At 37.8% G+C, this 15791-nt stretch carries 13 protein-coding genes; all 13 read right to left on the bottom strand.

Annotated elements, in window-relative coordinates:
- Window positions 1-24: 24 nt before the first annotated feature.
- Complete coding sequence (locus AC2TDL_RS13755; RefSeq protein ID WP_484696659.1) at window positions 25-516, bottom strand: ABC transporter ATP-binding protein; 492 nt, start codon at window positions 514-516, stop codon at window positions 25-27.
- Window positions 513-1502 carry a FecCD family ABC transporter permease gene (locus AC2TDL_RS13750; RefSeq protein WP_484696658.1) on the bottom strand — a complete coding sequence of 330 codons (990 nt, stop codon included), beginning with the start codon at window positions 1500-1502 and terminating at the stop codon, window positions 513-515. The genes AC2TDL_RS13755 and AC2TDL_RS13750 overlap by 4 nt, the downstream gene beginning before the upstream one ends.
- 12 nt (window positions 1503-1514) lie before the next feature.
- Window positions 1515-2471: an ABC transporter substrate-binding protein gene (locus AC2TDL_RS13745; protein WP_484696657.1), complete on the bottom strand. Its 957-nt coding sequence runs from the start codon at window positions 2469-2471 to the stop codon at window positions 1515-1517.
- A 267-nt stretch (window positions 2472-2738) separates the two neighbouring features.
- Window positions 2739-3704, bottom strand: a complete 966-nt coding sequence (locus tag AC2TDL_RS13740) for an acetylxylan esterase (RefSeq protein ID WP_484696656.1) — start codon at window positions 3702-3704, stop codon at window positions 2739-2741.
- Between the two features lie 178 nt (window positions 3705-3882).
- Entirely contained in the window at window positions 3883-4641 is a 759-nt protein-coding gene (locus tag AC2TDL_RS13735) for an ABC transporter ATP-binding protein (protein WP_484696655.1), read from the bottom strand.
- A 4-nt stretch (window positions 4642-4645) separates the two neighbouring features.
- Window positions 4646-6964: an ABC transporter permease gene (locus AC2TDL_RS13730; RefSeq protein WP_484696654.1), complete on the bottom strand. Its 2319-nt coding sequence runs from the start codon at window positions 6962-6964 to the stop codon at window positions 4646-4648.
- A gap of 80 nt (window positions 6965-7044) precedes the next feature.
- Complete coding sequence (locus AC2TDL_RS13725) at window positions 7045-7668, bottom strand: TetR/AcrR family transcriptional regulator (RefSeq protein WP_484696653.1); 624 nt, start codon at window positions 7666-7668, stop codon at window positions 7045-7047.
- Window positions 7669-7897: 229 nt separating this feature from the next.
- The gene (locus AC2TDL_RS13720) at window positions 7898-9496 is read right to left on the bottom strand and encodes an ADP-ribosylglycohydrolase family protein (protein ID WP_484696652.1); all 1599 of its coding nucleotides are present in this window, start codon (window positions 9494-9496) and stop codon (window positions 7898-7900) included.
- 14 nt (window positions 9497-9510) lie between these two features.
- Window positions 9511-11037, bottom strand: coding sequence for an ABC transporter ATP-binding protein (locus AC2TDL_RS13715; RefSeq protein ID WP_484696651.1), 1527 nt, complete (start codon window positions 11035-11037; stop codon window positions 9511-9513).
- A gap of 145 nt (window positions 11038-11182) precedes the next feature.
- A complete protein-coding gene (locus tag AC2TDL_RS13710) occupies window positions 11183-12097 on the bottom strand; it encodes a BMP family lipoprotein (protein ID WP_484696650.1) in 915 nt (304 codons plus the stop codon).
- Complete coding sequence (locus AC2TDL_RS13705; RefSeq protein WP_484696649.1) at window positions 12063-12281, bottom strand: hypothetical protein; 219 nt, start codon at window positions 12279-12281, stop codon at window positions 12063-12065. The genes AC2TDL_RS13710 and AC2TDL_RS13705 overlap by 35 nt, the downstream gene beginning before the upstream one ends.
- A 63-nt stretch (window positions 12282-12344) precedes the next feature.
- Window positions 12345-13343, bottom strand: a complete 999-nt coding sequence (locus tag AC2TDL_RS13700; RefSeq protein ID WP_484696648.1) for a LacI family DNA-binding transcriptional regulator — start codon at window positions 13341-13343, stop codon at window positions 12345-12347.
- 352 nt (window positions 13344-13695) lie between these two features.
- On the bottom strand, window positions 13696-15780 hold the full coding sequence (locus AC2TDL_RS13695) for a methyl-accepting chemotaxis protein (protein WP_484696647.1): 2085 nt from the start codon (window positions 15778-15780) through the stop codon (window positions 13696-13698).
- Window positions 15781-15791: the final 11 nt, after the last annotated feature.

Below are 15791 nucleotides of genomic sequence, written 5' to 3'. Positions count from 1 at the left end.
AGCAATATCTAGATGATTGGTTGGCTAATCTAAAAACAGCATCGCAGTCTTTTGACTTAATGCCATTGCAATCCAAACTCGCTGCAGCTCCCCACCAGATAATGTGGTGATGCTGCGCCTGCATAAATGCATAGTTTTCGTTTGCTCCATCGCCCATTTAATAATCGCTTCATCCTCTGCTGAAAGTCTTTGCAGCAACGATTTATGAGGTGCACGGCCATATGAAACTAGCTGCTCCACTGTAATATCGATCCGTCCTGTATGCTGCATTAAATAAGCAAGCTGTTTCGCTATCTCCTTTTGCGATAAACTGTAAATACTTCGCCCAGCTAACTGCACCATACCTTGCACTGGCTGAAGCTGACGAGCAAGAGTTTTAAGCAGCGTACTTTTTCCACAGCCATTTGGTCCGATAATGCTGTAAATTTTTCCTTTTTCAAGACACAAATCAATATGATGTAAAATCTTCCTTCCCTCGATCATTTGCACAATATCCGAAGCGACTAAGTAACTCATACCTGCTCTCTCCTTCTAAGCAAATATAAGAAAAATGGAGCTCCAATCACACCCATGATTACACCAACAGGCAACTCAAACGGAGCAAACATACTGCGAGCGATCGTATCACAGAGTGTGACCAGCCCAGCGCCAAGCAACATTGATGCTGGAAGCAAAATGCGATAGTCATTCCCGAGCATTAGTCGTGTAATATGAGGAACGATAAGTCCAACGAAGCCGAGCAGCCCAACAACACTAACAGCCGCTCCAGCCAATAATGTAGCAACAACAGTGACAATTGCCCGTGTCAATTCAACATGTTGACCTAAACTTTTTGCTGCTGCATCTCCTAATACAAGAAGGTTCATTTGATTTGCTAGCAGCATCGCCATAATTAGACCTGCTAGAATATAGGGCCAAATAATCCCTATCTCTTGCCAACCTTTTGCAGCTAAGCCACCCACCATAAAGCTAATTGTCCCTTGTACGCGATCACTGAAAAATGACATTAATGCTGAGGTTCCTGCCCCAAAAAATGCCGCAATAGCGACACCTGCTAAAATAACCCGTACGGGCTGAATACCATTTTTCCAAGCTAAACCATAAACGAGCAGCACTGCGAGCGTCGCTCCGATAAAAGCAAATGGCGGCAATAAATGCATCTGTTCAGGAAATAAAATTAAAATGATCATACCAGCAAGACCAGCCCCGCTAGAAACTCCAATAATTTGCGGATCTGCTAACGGGTTTTGCATTAACCCTTGTAACAATGCTCCTGCGATAGCTAATGCAGAGCCAACAAGAGCTGCTAAAATAGAACGCGGTAAACGAATATTCCAAACAATGTCATGCATACTTCCCGTTGCCTTGCTTGAAAAAAGGTAATACGCTACGTCACTTAACGGTATTTTCACTGCTCCAATATGAATGCTTATTAGAAAGATAAAAAGCAGAGCGACAGTGTAGCCTAGCAAATAAAATGTATTTTTCCGATAGTAAGCCATTCGCTGCTTCTCCTATTGTGAAATAATATCTACCATATACTGCACCGTTTGCTCATAATGTAAGCCAGGGTTTGTTAGAAATAGATTTGAAGGCAGCACATGGATTTGATTATTTTTTACCGCCTGTAATGTTTGCCATGCTGGATTAGCTTTTAACTGAGATTCAATAATTTCTGTTCCTGTTTCCGTCGCCCCATGTACCGTAATGAAAATATAATCAGGCTGCAATTCTACTAAAGTTTCCATACTAAATGGAGCGGCATTAGCACTATCAGGCAATGAAGGCAATTCATCGGCTACATTTTTTATTCCTAGCAGCCCTACTACTTCTAACGTAGTTGTACCGCTTTTTTGAATCGATATTCCCCCTGGAGTAACATTTAATACGACGCTCTTTTTGTCTATTACAGCTGAAGCCTTTGCAATTGCTGCATCTACTCGTTGTTGTGCTTCTGCTATTTTTTGCTCTACAGTGTCTTCAATCCCTAAAATTTTTCCGTATGTACGAGCCACTTGCTTAACATCATCAAACGTAACCATTTGCATAATCGCCATCGGTATACGATTTTCTGCCATGCTAGGTAATAATTTTGAATGAAAGCGCGGCGTCCCAATAACTAAGTCAGGCTCTAAGGAGATAACTTGCTCTAAATTCACCTCATTAATGCCCCCAACCTTTGGTATCCCTTCTTCTTCTGGCAAATGCATATGACTATCTACTGTCCCTACTACATTTACACCTAAATCAGCAAGCAGCATTAGCATCTCTGTCGACAATGTAACTATTCTATGTACCTCAGTTGGTACCTCGACTTCATTTCCTAAACTATCTGTAAAGCTTTGTGTACTTGCTCCAGCACTAGCTTCTACCTGCTCTATTTTGCTTTGCACCTCAGTTCTCTCAGTGCTGCACGCAAAGAGTAAACTAGAAATAAGTAAGACAAGGATTGCGATCGCTATTTTTTTCATTTGATTACCTCCTACTTTTTGGTTAATCGTAATAGTAACGATTACGATTAATTACGATTGTCAGTTTATCACACAATATTTAGGACCGCAATAAGCGTGCAGTAAAAAAATGAAATAGTAAAAAAACGAACATAAAAAAACCTTCCTGCAAGCTTTAGTTAACTTACAGGAAGGCATTTTCTCGTTTCTGCAACTGATTGAAATATTATAATTCTAATCGATCCTACTTAAACATATTCTATTAGTTTAGTTAACGCTAACTCGAAACTAATTCGCATCTGCAAAAAGCTGCTTATAAATAAACTCCATCCCTTTTTTCTTCTGCGCATATTCAATCATATGTCCAGTAAAAGGATAAATCTCTAGGCTCTTCTGCTCGGAAGCGATCCGATTGTATACGGGAAAAATCGTTTCAGGCATACAGATCATATCCTTAAGCCCAACTGACATCATAATCGGTACTTGTATCCGATCAGCTAGGTTCAAATGATCGAAATAGCTTAAATTTTTCAAAACGGTTTGCCAGTCTGTATTGACCTTACGACAAAACTCTGCAATTTCTGTTAAAGAGCCCTGAGAGTAAAATATACCATAATCGATATGACATAAATTAGGAATGTCTGCAACGACAGCTCGCAGTTGCGGATAAAACTCAGCAGCGAGAAGTGCTTGTCCGCCACCTTGACTAACACCTGTCACGGCAACTCGCGCAGCATCTAAATCAGCTTGCTCAAGCACCCAGCGCACTGCTCGCAAATGATCAATTGCAAGCGCCATATAATAGCTTTCTTCAATATTTAATAGATTTTCGGTCATCCATCCCTTTACCATGCCATGCTCGCTACCAAGCGTATTGCCGGTTGATTGTCCTCGTACGCTTACCGCAAAAACAGCAACACCTAAAGAAAGCCAATCCATATAATGCTCTGGTCCTGTGCGCACATGCTGATAACCATGAAAAATAATGACACAAGGGAATTTTGATGAAGCTTTATCACTGCTTTTTGGCTTGATTAAAAAACCATGAAGCTCGGTTTCCTTAAAGCCATTAAATTTGACATCAAATACCTCGATACTGTTAATAATGGTTTCATGTTTTGTACGTGTTGCATGAAGGGGAACTTCATGAACTTTGCTTAATGCTCTTTGCCAAAATTGTTCTAAATCATGCTGCTTTGTCAGCTCTGGACGATAATTAAATAATTCATTAATTCGTTTTTCAATGATGTTCATAATGTTCTCCCTCAAATAAAAAATGTGCAAAATTAAGACATCAATCTACTAACAGGACACTTTCAGATACATTATATCAGTTTCTATTAAAAAACATAGAATTGTGCTTAGCCAAATAATAAAAGCTTTCTAAATCCTGCCTCTGTTTTTACGTCGCTTATCTTAAGTACTCGATCAGCTAAATATCCAGCTCGATCATTTTTTTCGTAACCATTGCAACTCTATTGTCCATATTAGTCCCGTCGTATCTAGCAAGCTGCATCTGACTTACGATTTTCCCATCGCGCATAAATAAGATTCGTTCTGTCTGAGCAGCCACCTTTGCATCATGCGTGACGAGTAAAACGGCTGTACCCTCTGCGTTAATTTCCGAAAAAATATTCATAATTTGCTGCGAAAATTTAGAATTAAGCGCCCCTGTTGGCTCATCTCCAAAAATAATTTTCGGATTATTCATAAGCGCTCTGCATATTCCCGCTCGCTGTAATTGACCTCCTGAAACTTGGGTAATCCTATGCTGTTCAAGTCCTTCAATGCCGACTCTTTTCATTAACCTCTTAGCCTTCTCTGTAATCTCTGCTGCATTTTTTCGATTATTCCGCATAGCTAGGAGAATAATATTATCGAGAATATTTAAATTTTTCAGCATTGTAGGCTGTTGAAAGACAAAGCCCATTTTCCCTCTGCGTATATCTGAAAGCTCATTTTCCCCAAGTGAAGATAAATTTTCCCCATCAAATAGCACCTTTCCGCTGTCGAGACGTTCCATTCCGCTAAGTGCAAACATTAACGTCGATTTTCCTGAACCCGATGGCCCCATAATTGCAACAAATTCGCCCTCACTTATTTCAATAGAGATCTTATCTAAAATATTTCGCTGTTCATTACCTTGGCCAAAAGTCTTTGTTATTTGCTCACCGATAATTATTTTTGTCATCTGCCTACCCCTTAACATTTTCCGAAATTTTTATCTGTCCTGCACCGGTTGTACCACTTATGGTTGCAATAAGCACCGCAGCAACCATCATTAGCGGGCAAAGGATATAAGCTGCAAATGGTTTTACCGTAAACTTAAACGTATCCGCTCCAAACGAGGAAATGACGAGTCCTGCCAGAGCTTCACCAAGCGTATTTGCCATAACCGTTCCTAGAACAATTCCTATAAGCAAAACAAATATTGCTCGAGAAATATACTGGATTTTAATATCTCGATTTCTAAACCCTAATGCTTTCAAAATTGCGATTGAATGTTTGTCCTTAGTAATTAGCATTCGCATAAACAATAGCGTAATTAAAATTGTAATGACAAGAGCAATGCTAATCGCAGCAAAAGCCGCCATTTCCACAGCGTTTATCGTTGAGCCAAATGTTTGCTTAATAAATTCCTTTATATCTGAAACGTTGGCGTAAGCAAACTTAGTAGAATACTCAGTAATTTTCTTATCAATCATAGAGAGATCTGAAAGCTTAGCAACAACAATACTCCAAACGATATGAGGTGAACGCTCAATGAATACTGCCTTGGCTGTTTTTCCTCCATTTGTAATGTCAGAATAAATTCCACTTACTAAAAATTGTTTTTCCTTTCCTTCAATCACCAACGTCATTCGATCGCCCACGTTTTTATTTAGTTCCTCTGCATTGATTGAAGAGAGAGCAATTTCATCTTCTTGAACAGGTGCTTTTCCTTTGGAATACTTGATTGGGAATACCGTATGATCCCCTAGTTCGACTTTAATATTTTCTTCTGTGCCGTTTTCTAGCTTTACCTTAAATATTTTAGTTGTAAGTATTGCATATTTTGAAATATCTGCGTCACTTGCTATCTCCTGCAAAATTTCATTTGCTTTTTCGGAAATAGTTTGCGTCTGCTGAATATCAATTCGCAAGTCATAATCGCCAATCCCCATATATTGAGTGAAGTCTTTAGAGGAAATCGTATTGTATAAATTTAATGGAACAATAACGATAAATGATGAAGTAACTAATACTGTCAGCATTGTTGCATACAGTTTTTTTCTGATAAGAACGTCCTTAATACCAAGAAAAATATTCGTATTCAATAACCGATTTTTACTCAAATAAAATCTTGATTTCCTTGAACGCTTTTCTTGTGAAGTACCGAAGCGAATAGCTTCGACAACAGATATTTTTTGGAAATGCTTTAACACGAGATTTACGAAAAGAAGAATGGAGAAAAAGACGATCATTATCCCTAAACCAGCGAAAAGATATGCAATAGAAGCATTTTCGGCTTCCCCCATGTATAATCGTATATTTTCAAGTAACGTACCTTTAAACAATAAGGAAAGCGCAAATCCTATACTACTTCCGACTAAAGCAATCGCTACATATTTGCCAAAATAAATTCTTTTTATATCAGAAATACGAAGTCCAATTGCTTTCATCACCCCAATTTCGTGGTAGTCATCTTCTATTTTTGAGAGGAGCGTAAAGCGAATGCACATAAAGGCGATAGTAATGACAAGTATGCTTATAAAAAGAATAACTGCAATCATCAATCCATCAGAAATTGCATTCATCATTTTAAAAAGGGAATAAGTAACTGCTGGACCGTTTGCTGCTAGCTGTGCAGCAGCATAAGCCGTTTCAAATTCACCAATAAGAGACAGATCCTTTAATCTGAACTCTATAAGATATTCGATAATCCCTAGTTTTTTTAATTTGTTATAATCTTTTTCACTTACCAGAAATCTTTTGGAACTAGAAAGCGTGGAATTCATCATTGAATCGCGAAGAAATCCCGCTACCACAAATTGCTGTCCACCGATTACTGCCTTATCACCGACTTTTGTAATGTTTTCCTTCATATAGCTAATCGGGACATAAATTTCCCCAGCGGATGGAGTAATCATATGCCCGTCCAAGTCCAAAAGGTAGTCGAATTTATCACTTTGTGTACTAATACCGTTATCCTGCACACTATCAGCTAATGTATTTTCTCCAAGCACAATTTGTGAGCCGTCTATATTTAGAAATTCAAGCAACTGAAACTGTTCAACATTGCTATTTTGTTCAGCAAAAGAAGTAAGTCTTGCTTTATCAATTTCTCCCGAATGCATCTGGAGAAAATGAGGAGTTTTCGCTTTTGTCATTAATGTGTCCAGTGCACCGGTAAGATTAACGGTTAATATAGCTGCTAGCGCGACAAGCATCGTTGCAGCAGCAATAAAAACAATGGTTACTAACGTAATTAGCTTATTTTTTAAAATGTCATTGCGTATTATTCTGAAGTTCATAGTTCACCTCTGCTGATTCCCAATATCCAACCAAAGTTATATGATAAAGAATAATTCATACAACACATTTTTAATGATGCTTATTTTCGTTCAAACATTTGCATAACAGACATTAGACTTCCTGTTTCTGCACCTAGCAGTCTTTCTATGTTAAAGATAAATGCAGTGATGCGGGTAACCCGCTCCTGCTCAGTCATGTGAACCATGTCATCATCAAAAATATTATTCGCATAGGTCAGAACCATCTCCATACATTCATATGGGTATGGTGTATTGAATACCCCTTGCTCGATGCCCTCACAGATGATATCCGTTAATATCGGCGTAAATTCGTTAATAATCATTTTTTGAATTTTCTGATGCATAAGCGCGTTTTGCGGCTTATGAATATGTTCCATAATTTCATGACTGCTGCCGCCGCTTAAATTCATCGACATTGCAACACGAATTATACGTTCAATGATAGGAATTGATTTATCTGCGGCAATTACTCGTGCTGCACCTAGTAGTCGAACACTATAACGAGCAATTAAGGCATCCATAATTTCCTCTTTTGATTTGAAATGATGATACAATGTGCCTCTTGCAATACCTACTTTTTCAAGAATATCGTTAGTACTTGTACCTTCAAAACCCTTCTTACTAAAAAGCTCATCTGCAGCATCTAAGATTTCATTTTTACGTTGTTCAGCTTCCTTTCTCATAATATCCTCCTTTATCTTTCACTCATATCCACCGACCGACTGTCTGTCGGTTTTATTATAACATTTTATATACAGTTGTAAATATGGTATATAAAAAACTACCATCTCTCAAGATTTTGAAATCTATGAAAAATGGTAGTTTAATTCAATAACTAAACTCGATTATAACTTATAATGTCCTTTAACTTCATCCTATGATTGATGAATACGTACAGCACGTGTCGTCCATTCAGATAATGCACTGATGGTTGAAGTCTTCATGCCACGTAAATAAGTATTTAGCGTATCTCCTAGCGGACGTCCATTTTTTATCGATAGCTGAAAGACCTCCGATAATACCAATAACAGTTGCAATTTGCGCAGCATTACAATCTACGTCTTGACCAACTGTTGCAATAATATGCATCGTTTTGTCAAAATCACCGTTTCCATACCAAAGTGCCACAACTTCAGCCATTGCATTTGGATAAGCATGAATCCAGTTGAATTCTTTAAACTTCTCTTCACAGAGTGCCCATGTTTCATGCCAATTCTCATACGTACGACACCAGTCTAGCGCAGTTGCTATAAAATGATAGTACTCGCTATCATCAGGAATTGCCGCCACAGCTTGTTCTACAATTTGACGGACATCAGATTGTACGAATGCTAGCGAAACAAACACAGCATTAAAAATTTCGCCTAATACACCGTTATTCTCGTGAGATACAACTCCATCCTTCCAAGCTAACTCTGCAGCTAGCTTCGGATTGCCTGGTGCAACCATACCGCAAATCGCACCACGCATTTGAGCGCCAATCCACTCCTTAAACGGATTATGTAACGAACCGCTTAGCGGAGGATAGAATCCAGCACGAATATTTTTTAGTGCAATTTCCTCAGCAGACCAACCATTTGGAACCAATGCAACCCATTCTTCCGCAATTGCATCTGAAGTAATCGTATAACCAAACTTTTCAAATGCACTTAAAAAGGCAATTTCGAACGTAATATCGTCATTGTACGTATTCGGTTTACGCACATAATAATGAATATCGCCAAATTTAGCCTTAAGCTGTTGCGAAGTGTAGCCTTCGATTGCTGTCCCTAAAGCTCCACCTACAATTTGAGCTACCCAGCCTGCATGAATTTGTGAGGCAAATGAGTCTGCCTTTACATCTATTGGATCATAAGATGTAAATTTAGCTTTTTTCTCGTATTCACTCCAGCTTGTATATGGTGTATAACGCCAATAGCTAGCATCCTCCACTTTTGGCAATGTATCTAGTTGTTTCATCAAGCGAGCAGTTAGACGTTGCAGCTGCTGATAATCCTCCGCTAGCAACGCACGCTCTCCTTCTTCAAGAAGCGGCTCTAGCTGAGATGTTTCGTAGCCCATATTATGCATGGACTGCACTGCTGCAACAGCAAGTGATTCAGGGGCTCCTGACCCTGGCACATTACTTGTCCAAAATAACTTTAGGTTCATATCAATAAATTTCTCAACATCATTCGAAGCTAGCCACGTCTGTTCTTCCCCTGTAAAACTAACCCCAACTACTGTTCCGACGAATGCTCCGATATATAGCTGTCCTTCAGCCCCCATACTAAACACGCCTGACTGAAATACTATCGATAAAGCTAAACCCGTTAATATCAGTGGCACTGCTTTATTTAATATGGTACCGATATTAAAAACGCTAGAGAACGGATCGATGAACATCGCTTTTATGGCAACTAATGGTTCCGCACTCGTCAATAAAATAATGATAGACCCTCCGATTAATGCCGCGACAACTGCGATTAATATACCAGTTAACTCTAAAGTTAATGTGCGTGAGTTTTTCATGATGACGTTCCCTTCTATTGTTTCTTAATCCCTAACATGTAATAACCAAGCTCTTGTTCCGTTAAGTCTGGCGTATTTTCCAGCACAGCCGCTATTTCACCGTTGTAAAGCACGGCAATGCGATCACTTAACGCCATAACTTCCGACAGTTCTGCAGATACAACGAGAACCGCTGCTCCGCGATCACGATGATTGATAATCTCACGATGAATAAATTCAATTGCGCCAATATCAACGCCGCGAGTTGGCTGAGAAGCAATGAGCAACTTAGGATTTTTAGAAAGTTCTCTGGCGATAATCACTTTTTGCAAATTACCTCCGGATAAGGAGCCTGCCAAAGTCGCTTCACTTTGCGCTCGAACATCGAATTTTTTCATCATTTCTTTAGTAAACTCTCTCATTTTTTTCTTGTTAAGAAATGGACCCAGCTTATATTCTTTATTTCGATAATGATCCAGAATCATATTTTCAGTTATTGATGCAGTAAGACATGCACCAGACGTTTGGCGATCCTCCGGAATATGTCCAACTTGCATATTTCTTATTTTCACTGCCGGCACACCTACAAGATTTTGACCGCAGTAATCGATTTTGCCTGACTTAACTTTTCGCAGTCCAGTTAACACTTCGACCAATTCGGTTTGACCGTTACCTTCGACACCTGCAATTCCTAGCACTTCTCCAGCTCTAATTTGGAACGAAATGTCTTTTAGCGCTTCATGTCCCTTATCATCTACAGCAGAAAGCCCCGAAACGTCAAGAATTTTCTCGCCTACTTTTGCTGGCGCTTTTTCAACCTTAAACAAAATTTCTCGACCAACCATTAATTGTGATATTTCCTCTTGATTGGTTTCGGCAGTAATTAAAGTAGCGATCGATTGTCCAGCTCGCAGCACGGTAATCCGATCGGATATTTCCATAACTTCACGCAATTTATGCGTTATAAAAATAATCGTATGTCCTTCTGCAACAAGGGCTTTAATGGAGTTGAATAACTCATCCGTCTCCTGCGGGGTAAGCACAGCTGTAGGTTCATCCATAATGATTAATTTAGCGCCGCGATATAAAACTTTTAAGATTTCAACACGCTGTTTTTGTCCTACAGGAATACTCTCTACTTTAGCATGCGGGTTAACATTTAACCCATAAGTTTGAATAAGTCGCTCTACTTCGGCGAGCTCTGTTTTTCGATCCCTTACAAAAGAAAAACTCTTTTTCTTTGGTTCTTCGCCTAACACAATATTTTCGGCAACAGTTAACGATGGAGCTAGCATAAAATGCTGATGGACCATACCAAGACCTTTATGAATAGCATCTCCGGGACCCTTGAACGAGACAGCTTCGCCTTTATACGTAATCGTGCCACTCGTAGGTGCTTCTAAGCCGAATAGCACTTTCATTAAAGTCGACTTTCCCGCTCCATTTTCACCTACTAACGCATGAATCTCACCTTCATTGATTGTTAAATCAATGCCACGATTTGCTGCAGTTCCATTGGGATACACCTTATGTATATTTTTCATTTCAAGCAATACAGTCATATAGGGCATTCCTTTCAAAGTTGTTAATAGACGATCACTCTGTGATGTCGATTCTCTATCAAATCATGGATATAAAAAAGAGAAGTAAGGAAAACCCTACTCCTCCTTAATAGAAGCAACATTTAGTATTTTCATACTATATAAATTAATAAAGTGTTGATTGAACTTGAATTTCACCGTTAGCTAATTTTTCTTCAATTTCAAGCATTTTGTCTTTAATAGATTGAGGTACATATTGCTCGTAGTATTCATCTTTAGCTAAACCTACTGCATTTTCAGACATACCAAGAATTTCGCCTTCTTCAGGAAGTTCACCGTTAATTAATTTTTCAATAGCACGATATACTGTAGCATCTACATTTTTCAACATAGATGTTAAAACACTGCCTGGATACAAAGGATTTTGGTTGCTGTCTACACCGATTGAGTAAATTCCTTTTTCATTTGCTGCTTCTAGTGTACCTAGACCAGCACCTGAAGCTACGTTGAAAATAATATCTACGTTTTGAGTGCTAATTTGAGATAGTGCAATTTCTTTTGCTTTTGGTGCACTTGAGAAGTCACCAACATAAGAAGAAATTACTTGTACAGAAGGATCAACATATGCTGCACCTTGCTCATAGCCTGAACGGAAATCATTAATAATTGGAATATCCATACCACCTACGAAACCAATTGTTTTGTCTGCATTCGCATTGCTTAGTTCATCACTTGTTGTAACTAAAGCGGCAAATGCACCTGCAAGGAATGCACCTTCAGCTTGCGCATAAAGCATTGAGTATATATTTGGTACATCATCAACTAAATCATCAAAGAAAATAAATTGAACATCTGGATATTCTGCTGCAAGCTCTCTAGAAATATCAGCCATTTGTGTAGTCCCAGTTACGACAACATTATATTTACCAGTTGCTAGTGCAGAAGCCATACCTGCAGGCCAGTCAGCTGAGTTAGTTCCACCTTCAATAGTTTTAACGGAAATTCCAAAGTCAGCTGCAGCTGCATCTAATCCTGCTTGAGCAGAGTCATAGAAATGTACCATTGATATAGTACAATACACTAAGTTCTTCTCCTGAAGCCTTAGCTGAATTTGATTCATTGCTTGAACTTTCTGAGTTTGCAGACTGTGCTGTGTTACTAGTATTGGCACTAGAATTTGCGCTGTTGTTACCACCGCAAGCTGAAACTAAAATTGCCATAGATAATAACATCATGCTAATAAAACTACGCTTACTTTTTTTCATTTCTGTCTAATCTCCTTTAGCCTTTGTAATTAAGTAATACAATTTCGCCTAGCTATATATCAATTAAATCAATCGTCCACCACTCGATTCACGCCAAATATAGCGATGCTCCATAAATTCCATCGTTGGCATTCGTTTATCACCTTTCACTCTGCCATCTAATAGTTGAACGGCACGAACCCCTATTTCATATGCTGGCACTTTAATCGTACTCAACGTAGGTCTTGACATTGAACTAAGCAGAGTGTCGTCACAACCAATTACAGCAATATCTTCTGGTACAGACAACCCTCGTTCATAAATAGCTGAAATTGCTCCTATCGCAATCAAATCGTTAGCGGCAAATAATGCTGTTGGTTGATAACCTGAATCCAAAATTTCATTCATCAATGTTTTTCCAGATTCAAAAGTGAACTCACCAATTTTCACTACAGCATGCAAATTCGCTTCCTGCATTGCTTGCTCATAGGCCTCTCTACGTTTTCTGGCAGAATCTACCCACATTGGCCCAGTAATATGAGCAATATGAGTATGACCTTTACGAATAAAACCGTTAATGACATCGTATGAAGCTTTAAAATCATCAATAAGCACAATATCGAATGGTGAATGAGCGATATGACGCTCACATAAAACGATTGGAGTTTGATGCTTATTCCAATGAGCCAAAAGCTCATCCTCCTTTAAGGCGGAAACAAGCACAATACCACAAACTTGTTGTTCAATTAATTTATCTAAATATTGCTTCTCGAGTTCGGCATTGTTATCTGTATTGGAAATAAACAGCATATAGCCTCTTTTATGAGCCTCATCTTCTACTCCTCGTGCAAGAACTGGGAAGTAAGGATTTGTCATATCGGGTACAACAAGTGCTATTGTGTTAGAACGACTATTCGCTAAGTTTCTCGCTACTGCATTAGGACGAAAATTCAGCTCTTCTATCACCTTTAAGACCTTTTCTCTAATCTCTTTTTTAACTTGAGGATTTTGATTAAGGACACGAGACACTGTTGCCTTAGAAACATTAGCTCTTTTCGCTACATCCTGAATTGTAATTTTCATTACAATAATCCTTTCACTATGTACTGAAAATCATTGAGAAACCGGTTTCTGACTAGAGCGAATTTGCTTATAAACTAGTACATTATTATAACAAAGACGAACATTTATAACTATAAAGCATCAAAATATACTGTAAAACTCAATATTTAAACGATAAAAAAATAATATTTTTTTATTTAAAATATTTTTACTGATAAAAAATGTAAAAATAATCTAGTTTTATTTTAATAGTATAATTTAATCTCCAAATGAAAATAGAGGTCATTCTGTCATTTACTAATAAAAATTACCTTAGAAAATTAAGGTAAAACCTTAAACTTCTAAGGTATTTATTTAATTAACCTAAATGAACTTAAAGCTTAAACTTAATAACTAATTGTTGCAAGGAATCAGCCATTTCTGATAAAGCAGATGCCGAGGATGAAACTTCCTCCATAATTGATAGTTGCTCTTCAGAAGAAGTTGCAATTTTTTCAGTTGCGTTACTTGAATTATTTATCATTTCTAATAGCTGCTTGATTGCCAGAGAAACTTGTTCTGCTTGAGCAGAAAATTGAGTTGTAGTTGCAGATATATCATCAGTTTGTGGATTTAAAGTATTCATATTTTTTAAGATATAATCGAATTTACTTGCAGCTTCTTCAGTTACTTTAATTCCTGCCAGAACACTATTTTGAACCAGTCCCATCATTTCGACTGAGTTTGCGGTGTCTTCATTAATCCTATTAATCAGTTCGGTAATTTTCGAAGCAGAAGCTCGAGATTGTTCAGCTAGAGATCGTACCTCCTCTGCTACAACTGCAAACCCTTTTCCATGCTCCCCAGCTCGCGCTGCTTCAATTGCAGCATTTAGCGCAAGCAAATTGGTTTGATGTGCTATATCAGTAATCATATTTACAATCGATCCGATTTCAGTCGATTTACTGCTGAGTTCGTTGATTTTATTACTAGAATCTTCAACCGTTTTTTGAATGATACTCATCTGTTCTAAAGCATTTTCGATTGTAATATGTCCTTCATTCGCAAAACTAGTTGTTTCATTTGTCAGTGTAGAAATGCTAACACTATTTTCGGCGATACGCTCAATCCCTGTAACCATTTCATTCATAGCTTGCGCACTTTCTGTTAAATTCACCACTTGTTCTTCCAGCTCTGTTGCGATTTGCTTAGTAGCACTTGTCATTTGCTCTACTGAAGCAGTTGCTTCCTGTGCACCTGCATTTAACTCTTGACTTGAAGATGAGACATGATTAGCGCTCGTAATAATCTCTTTAACTAAGTAATTTAGTTGATCGGTCATATTATTAAACGCAACTTCGATTTGCTTCATTTCATCTTTCGTTTGCAGGTCCACTTTTATATTTAAATCGCCATTTGCAACCGCAGTTGTACCTTCTGCAAGACGTTTAATTGATAGTCGAATAGATATGTATAGTGTAATAAAGAGAAGAAGTGCTACCACAATAATAATAATTATCAAAGCAAATGTTAGCCAAACTTGCTGCTGAAGATCATTGTATTTGTCTGCTAAGTAAGCATTCATTAGATCAAGGCTAGCAATATATAAGTTGAATATATCGTCGATTGATGTGGCTGCAAACTTATTAAATTCCTCAACCGTAATTGATTTGTTATTTATTTGTTTTATAGCATTTAAGTACTGAGTTGTACTATTTTTCACTTGGTCTAAATTGGATTGTAAGGTTGCTGCAATCGTAGCATTTGTAAACATAACTTCTGAATTACTATACACTCTATCTAATGTATTTTCGATAGCATAATATATAGAATTTAACTGCTCTAGTTGAACACTACCTATTGCTGTACTGTTAATTGTGTCTACTCCTACAGAGCTCATTTGACCTAATTGCTCCGTTAAGGCTGGTAATTCAATCGTTGTAGTATAGATTAAATTGAATTCTACTTTTGATGAGGCAAATAGTAAATCCGAATTGTTGGTCAGTTTTACCGAAAGGTTTAGTATATCTTCAATAATTTCATTGTATGCCTTAATAGCTCGCGTAGCGTTGGTCCACTCTTTTTTCTTTAATGTATTCCACTTTTTATCTAAGGCAGCTATATCTTCACTTGTTTCTAGATTATAATCTAAGTTTGATTCTATGACTTTAATCTGCTCAAATGCTTGATCTAATTTTCCAATAGTTTCATCTACTTTATCTTTAACTGATGCATCATTAAGATAAGTTACATTCAATGATCTTAATTGCTGGCTCAATTGCAGTACATCTTTCAAGGCAATACTATAATTAGCTCCCTCAGTTCTTTTTTTAATTTGCTTCATTTCATCATTTAATCTGTCGAGATACAGCAGACTGACTACTATTAATGGAATAAGCAGGATAAAACCAATAATAGTGAACTTTTGGAAATACTTCAGTCGATTTAACAACCTAATAAATGGTGTAAAAAAAGCCATGATGTTTCCCT

This window comes from Paenibacillus sp. plas6 (genome assembly GCF_057221655.1).
The sequence above is the reverse complement of the archived record's forward strand: the minus strand, read 5'-3'. Positions and strand labels throughout refer to the sequence as shown.

What these genes read in the sequence shown, in the direction of transcription:
- AC2TDL_RS13720 (WP_484696652.1), bottom strand. Translation starts at nt 9,496, where the DNA reads ATGAAAAACTCACGCACATTAACTTTAGAGTTAACTGGTATATTAATC.
- AC2TDL_RS13755 (WP_484696659.1), bottom strand. Translation starts at nt 516, where the DNA reads ATGAGTTACTTAGTCGCTTCGGATATTGTGCAAATGATCGAGGGAAGG.
- AC2TDL_RS13735 (WP_484696655.1), bottom strand. Translation starts at nt 4,641, where the DNA reads ATGACAAAAATAATTATCGGTGAGCAAATAACAAAGACTTTTGGCCAA.
- AC2TDL_RS13740 (WP_484696656.1), bottom strand. Translation starts at nt 3,704, where the DNA reads ATGAACATCATTGAAAAACGAATTAATGAATTATTTAATTATCGTCCA.
- AC2TDL_RS13725 (WP_484696653.1), bottom strand. Translation starts at nt 7,668, where the DNA reads ATGAGAAAGGAAGCTGAACAACGTAAAAATGAAATCTTAGATGCTGCA.
- AC2TDL_RS13745 (WP_484696657.1), bottom strand. Translation starts at nt 2,471, where the DNA reads ATGAAAAAAATAGCGATCGCAATCCTTGTCTTACTTATTTCTAGTTTA.
- AC2TDL_RS13715 (WP_484696651.1), bottom strand. Translation starts at nt 11,037, where the DNA reads ATGACTGTATTGCTTGAAATGAAAAATATACATAAGGTGTATCCCAAT.
- AC2TDL_RS13700 (WP_484696648.1), bottom strand. Translation starts at nt 13,343, where the DNA reads ATGAAAATTACAATTCAGGATGTAGCGAAAAGAGCTAATGTTTCTAAG.
- AC2TDL_RS13730 (WP_484696654.1), bottom strand. Translation starts at nt 6,964, where the DNA reads ATGAACTTCAGAATAATACGCAATGACATTTTAAAAAATAAGCTAATT.
- AC2TDL_RS13705 (WP_484696649.1), bottom strand. Translation starts at nt 12,281, where the DNA reads ATGAAAAAAAGTAAGCGTAGTTTTATTAGCATGATGTTATTATCTATG.
- AC2TDL_RS13750 (WP_484696658.1), bottom strand. Translation starts at nt 1,502, where the DNA reads ATGGCTTACTATCGGAAAAATACATTTTATTTGCTAGGCTACACTGTC.
- AC2TDL_RS13695 (WP_484696647.1), bottom strand. Translation starts at nt 15,780, where the DNA reads ATGGCTTTTTTTACACCATTTATTAGGTTGTTAAATCGACTGAAGTAT.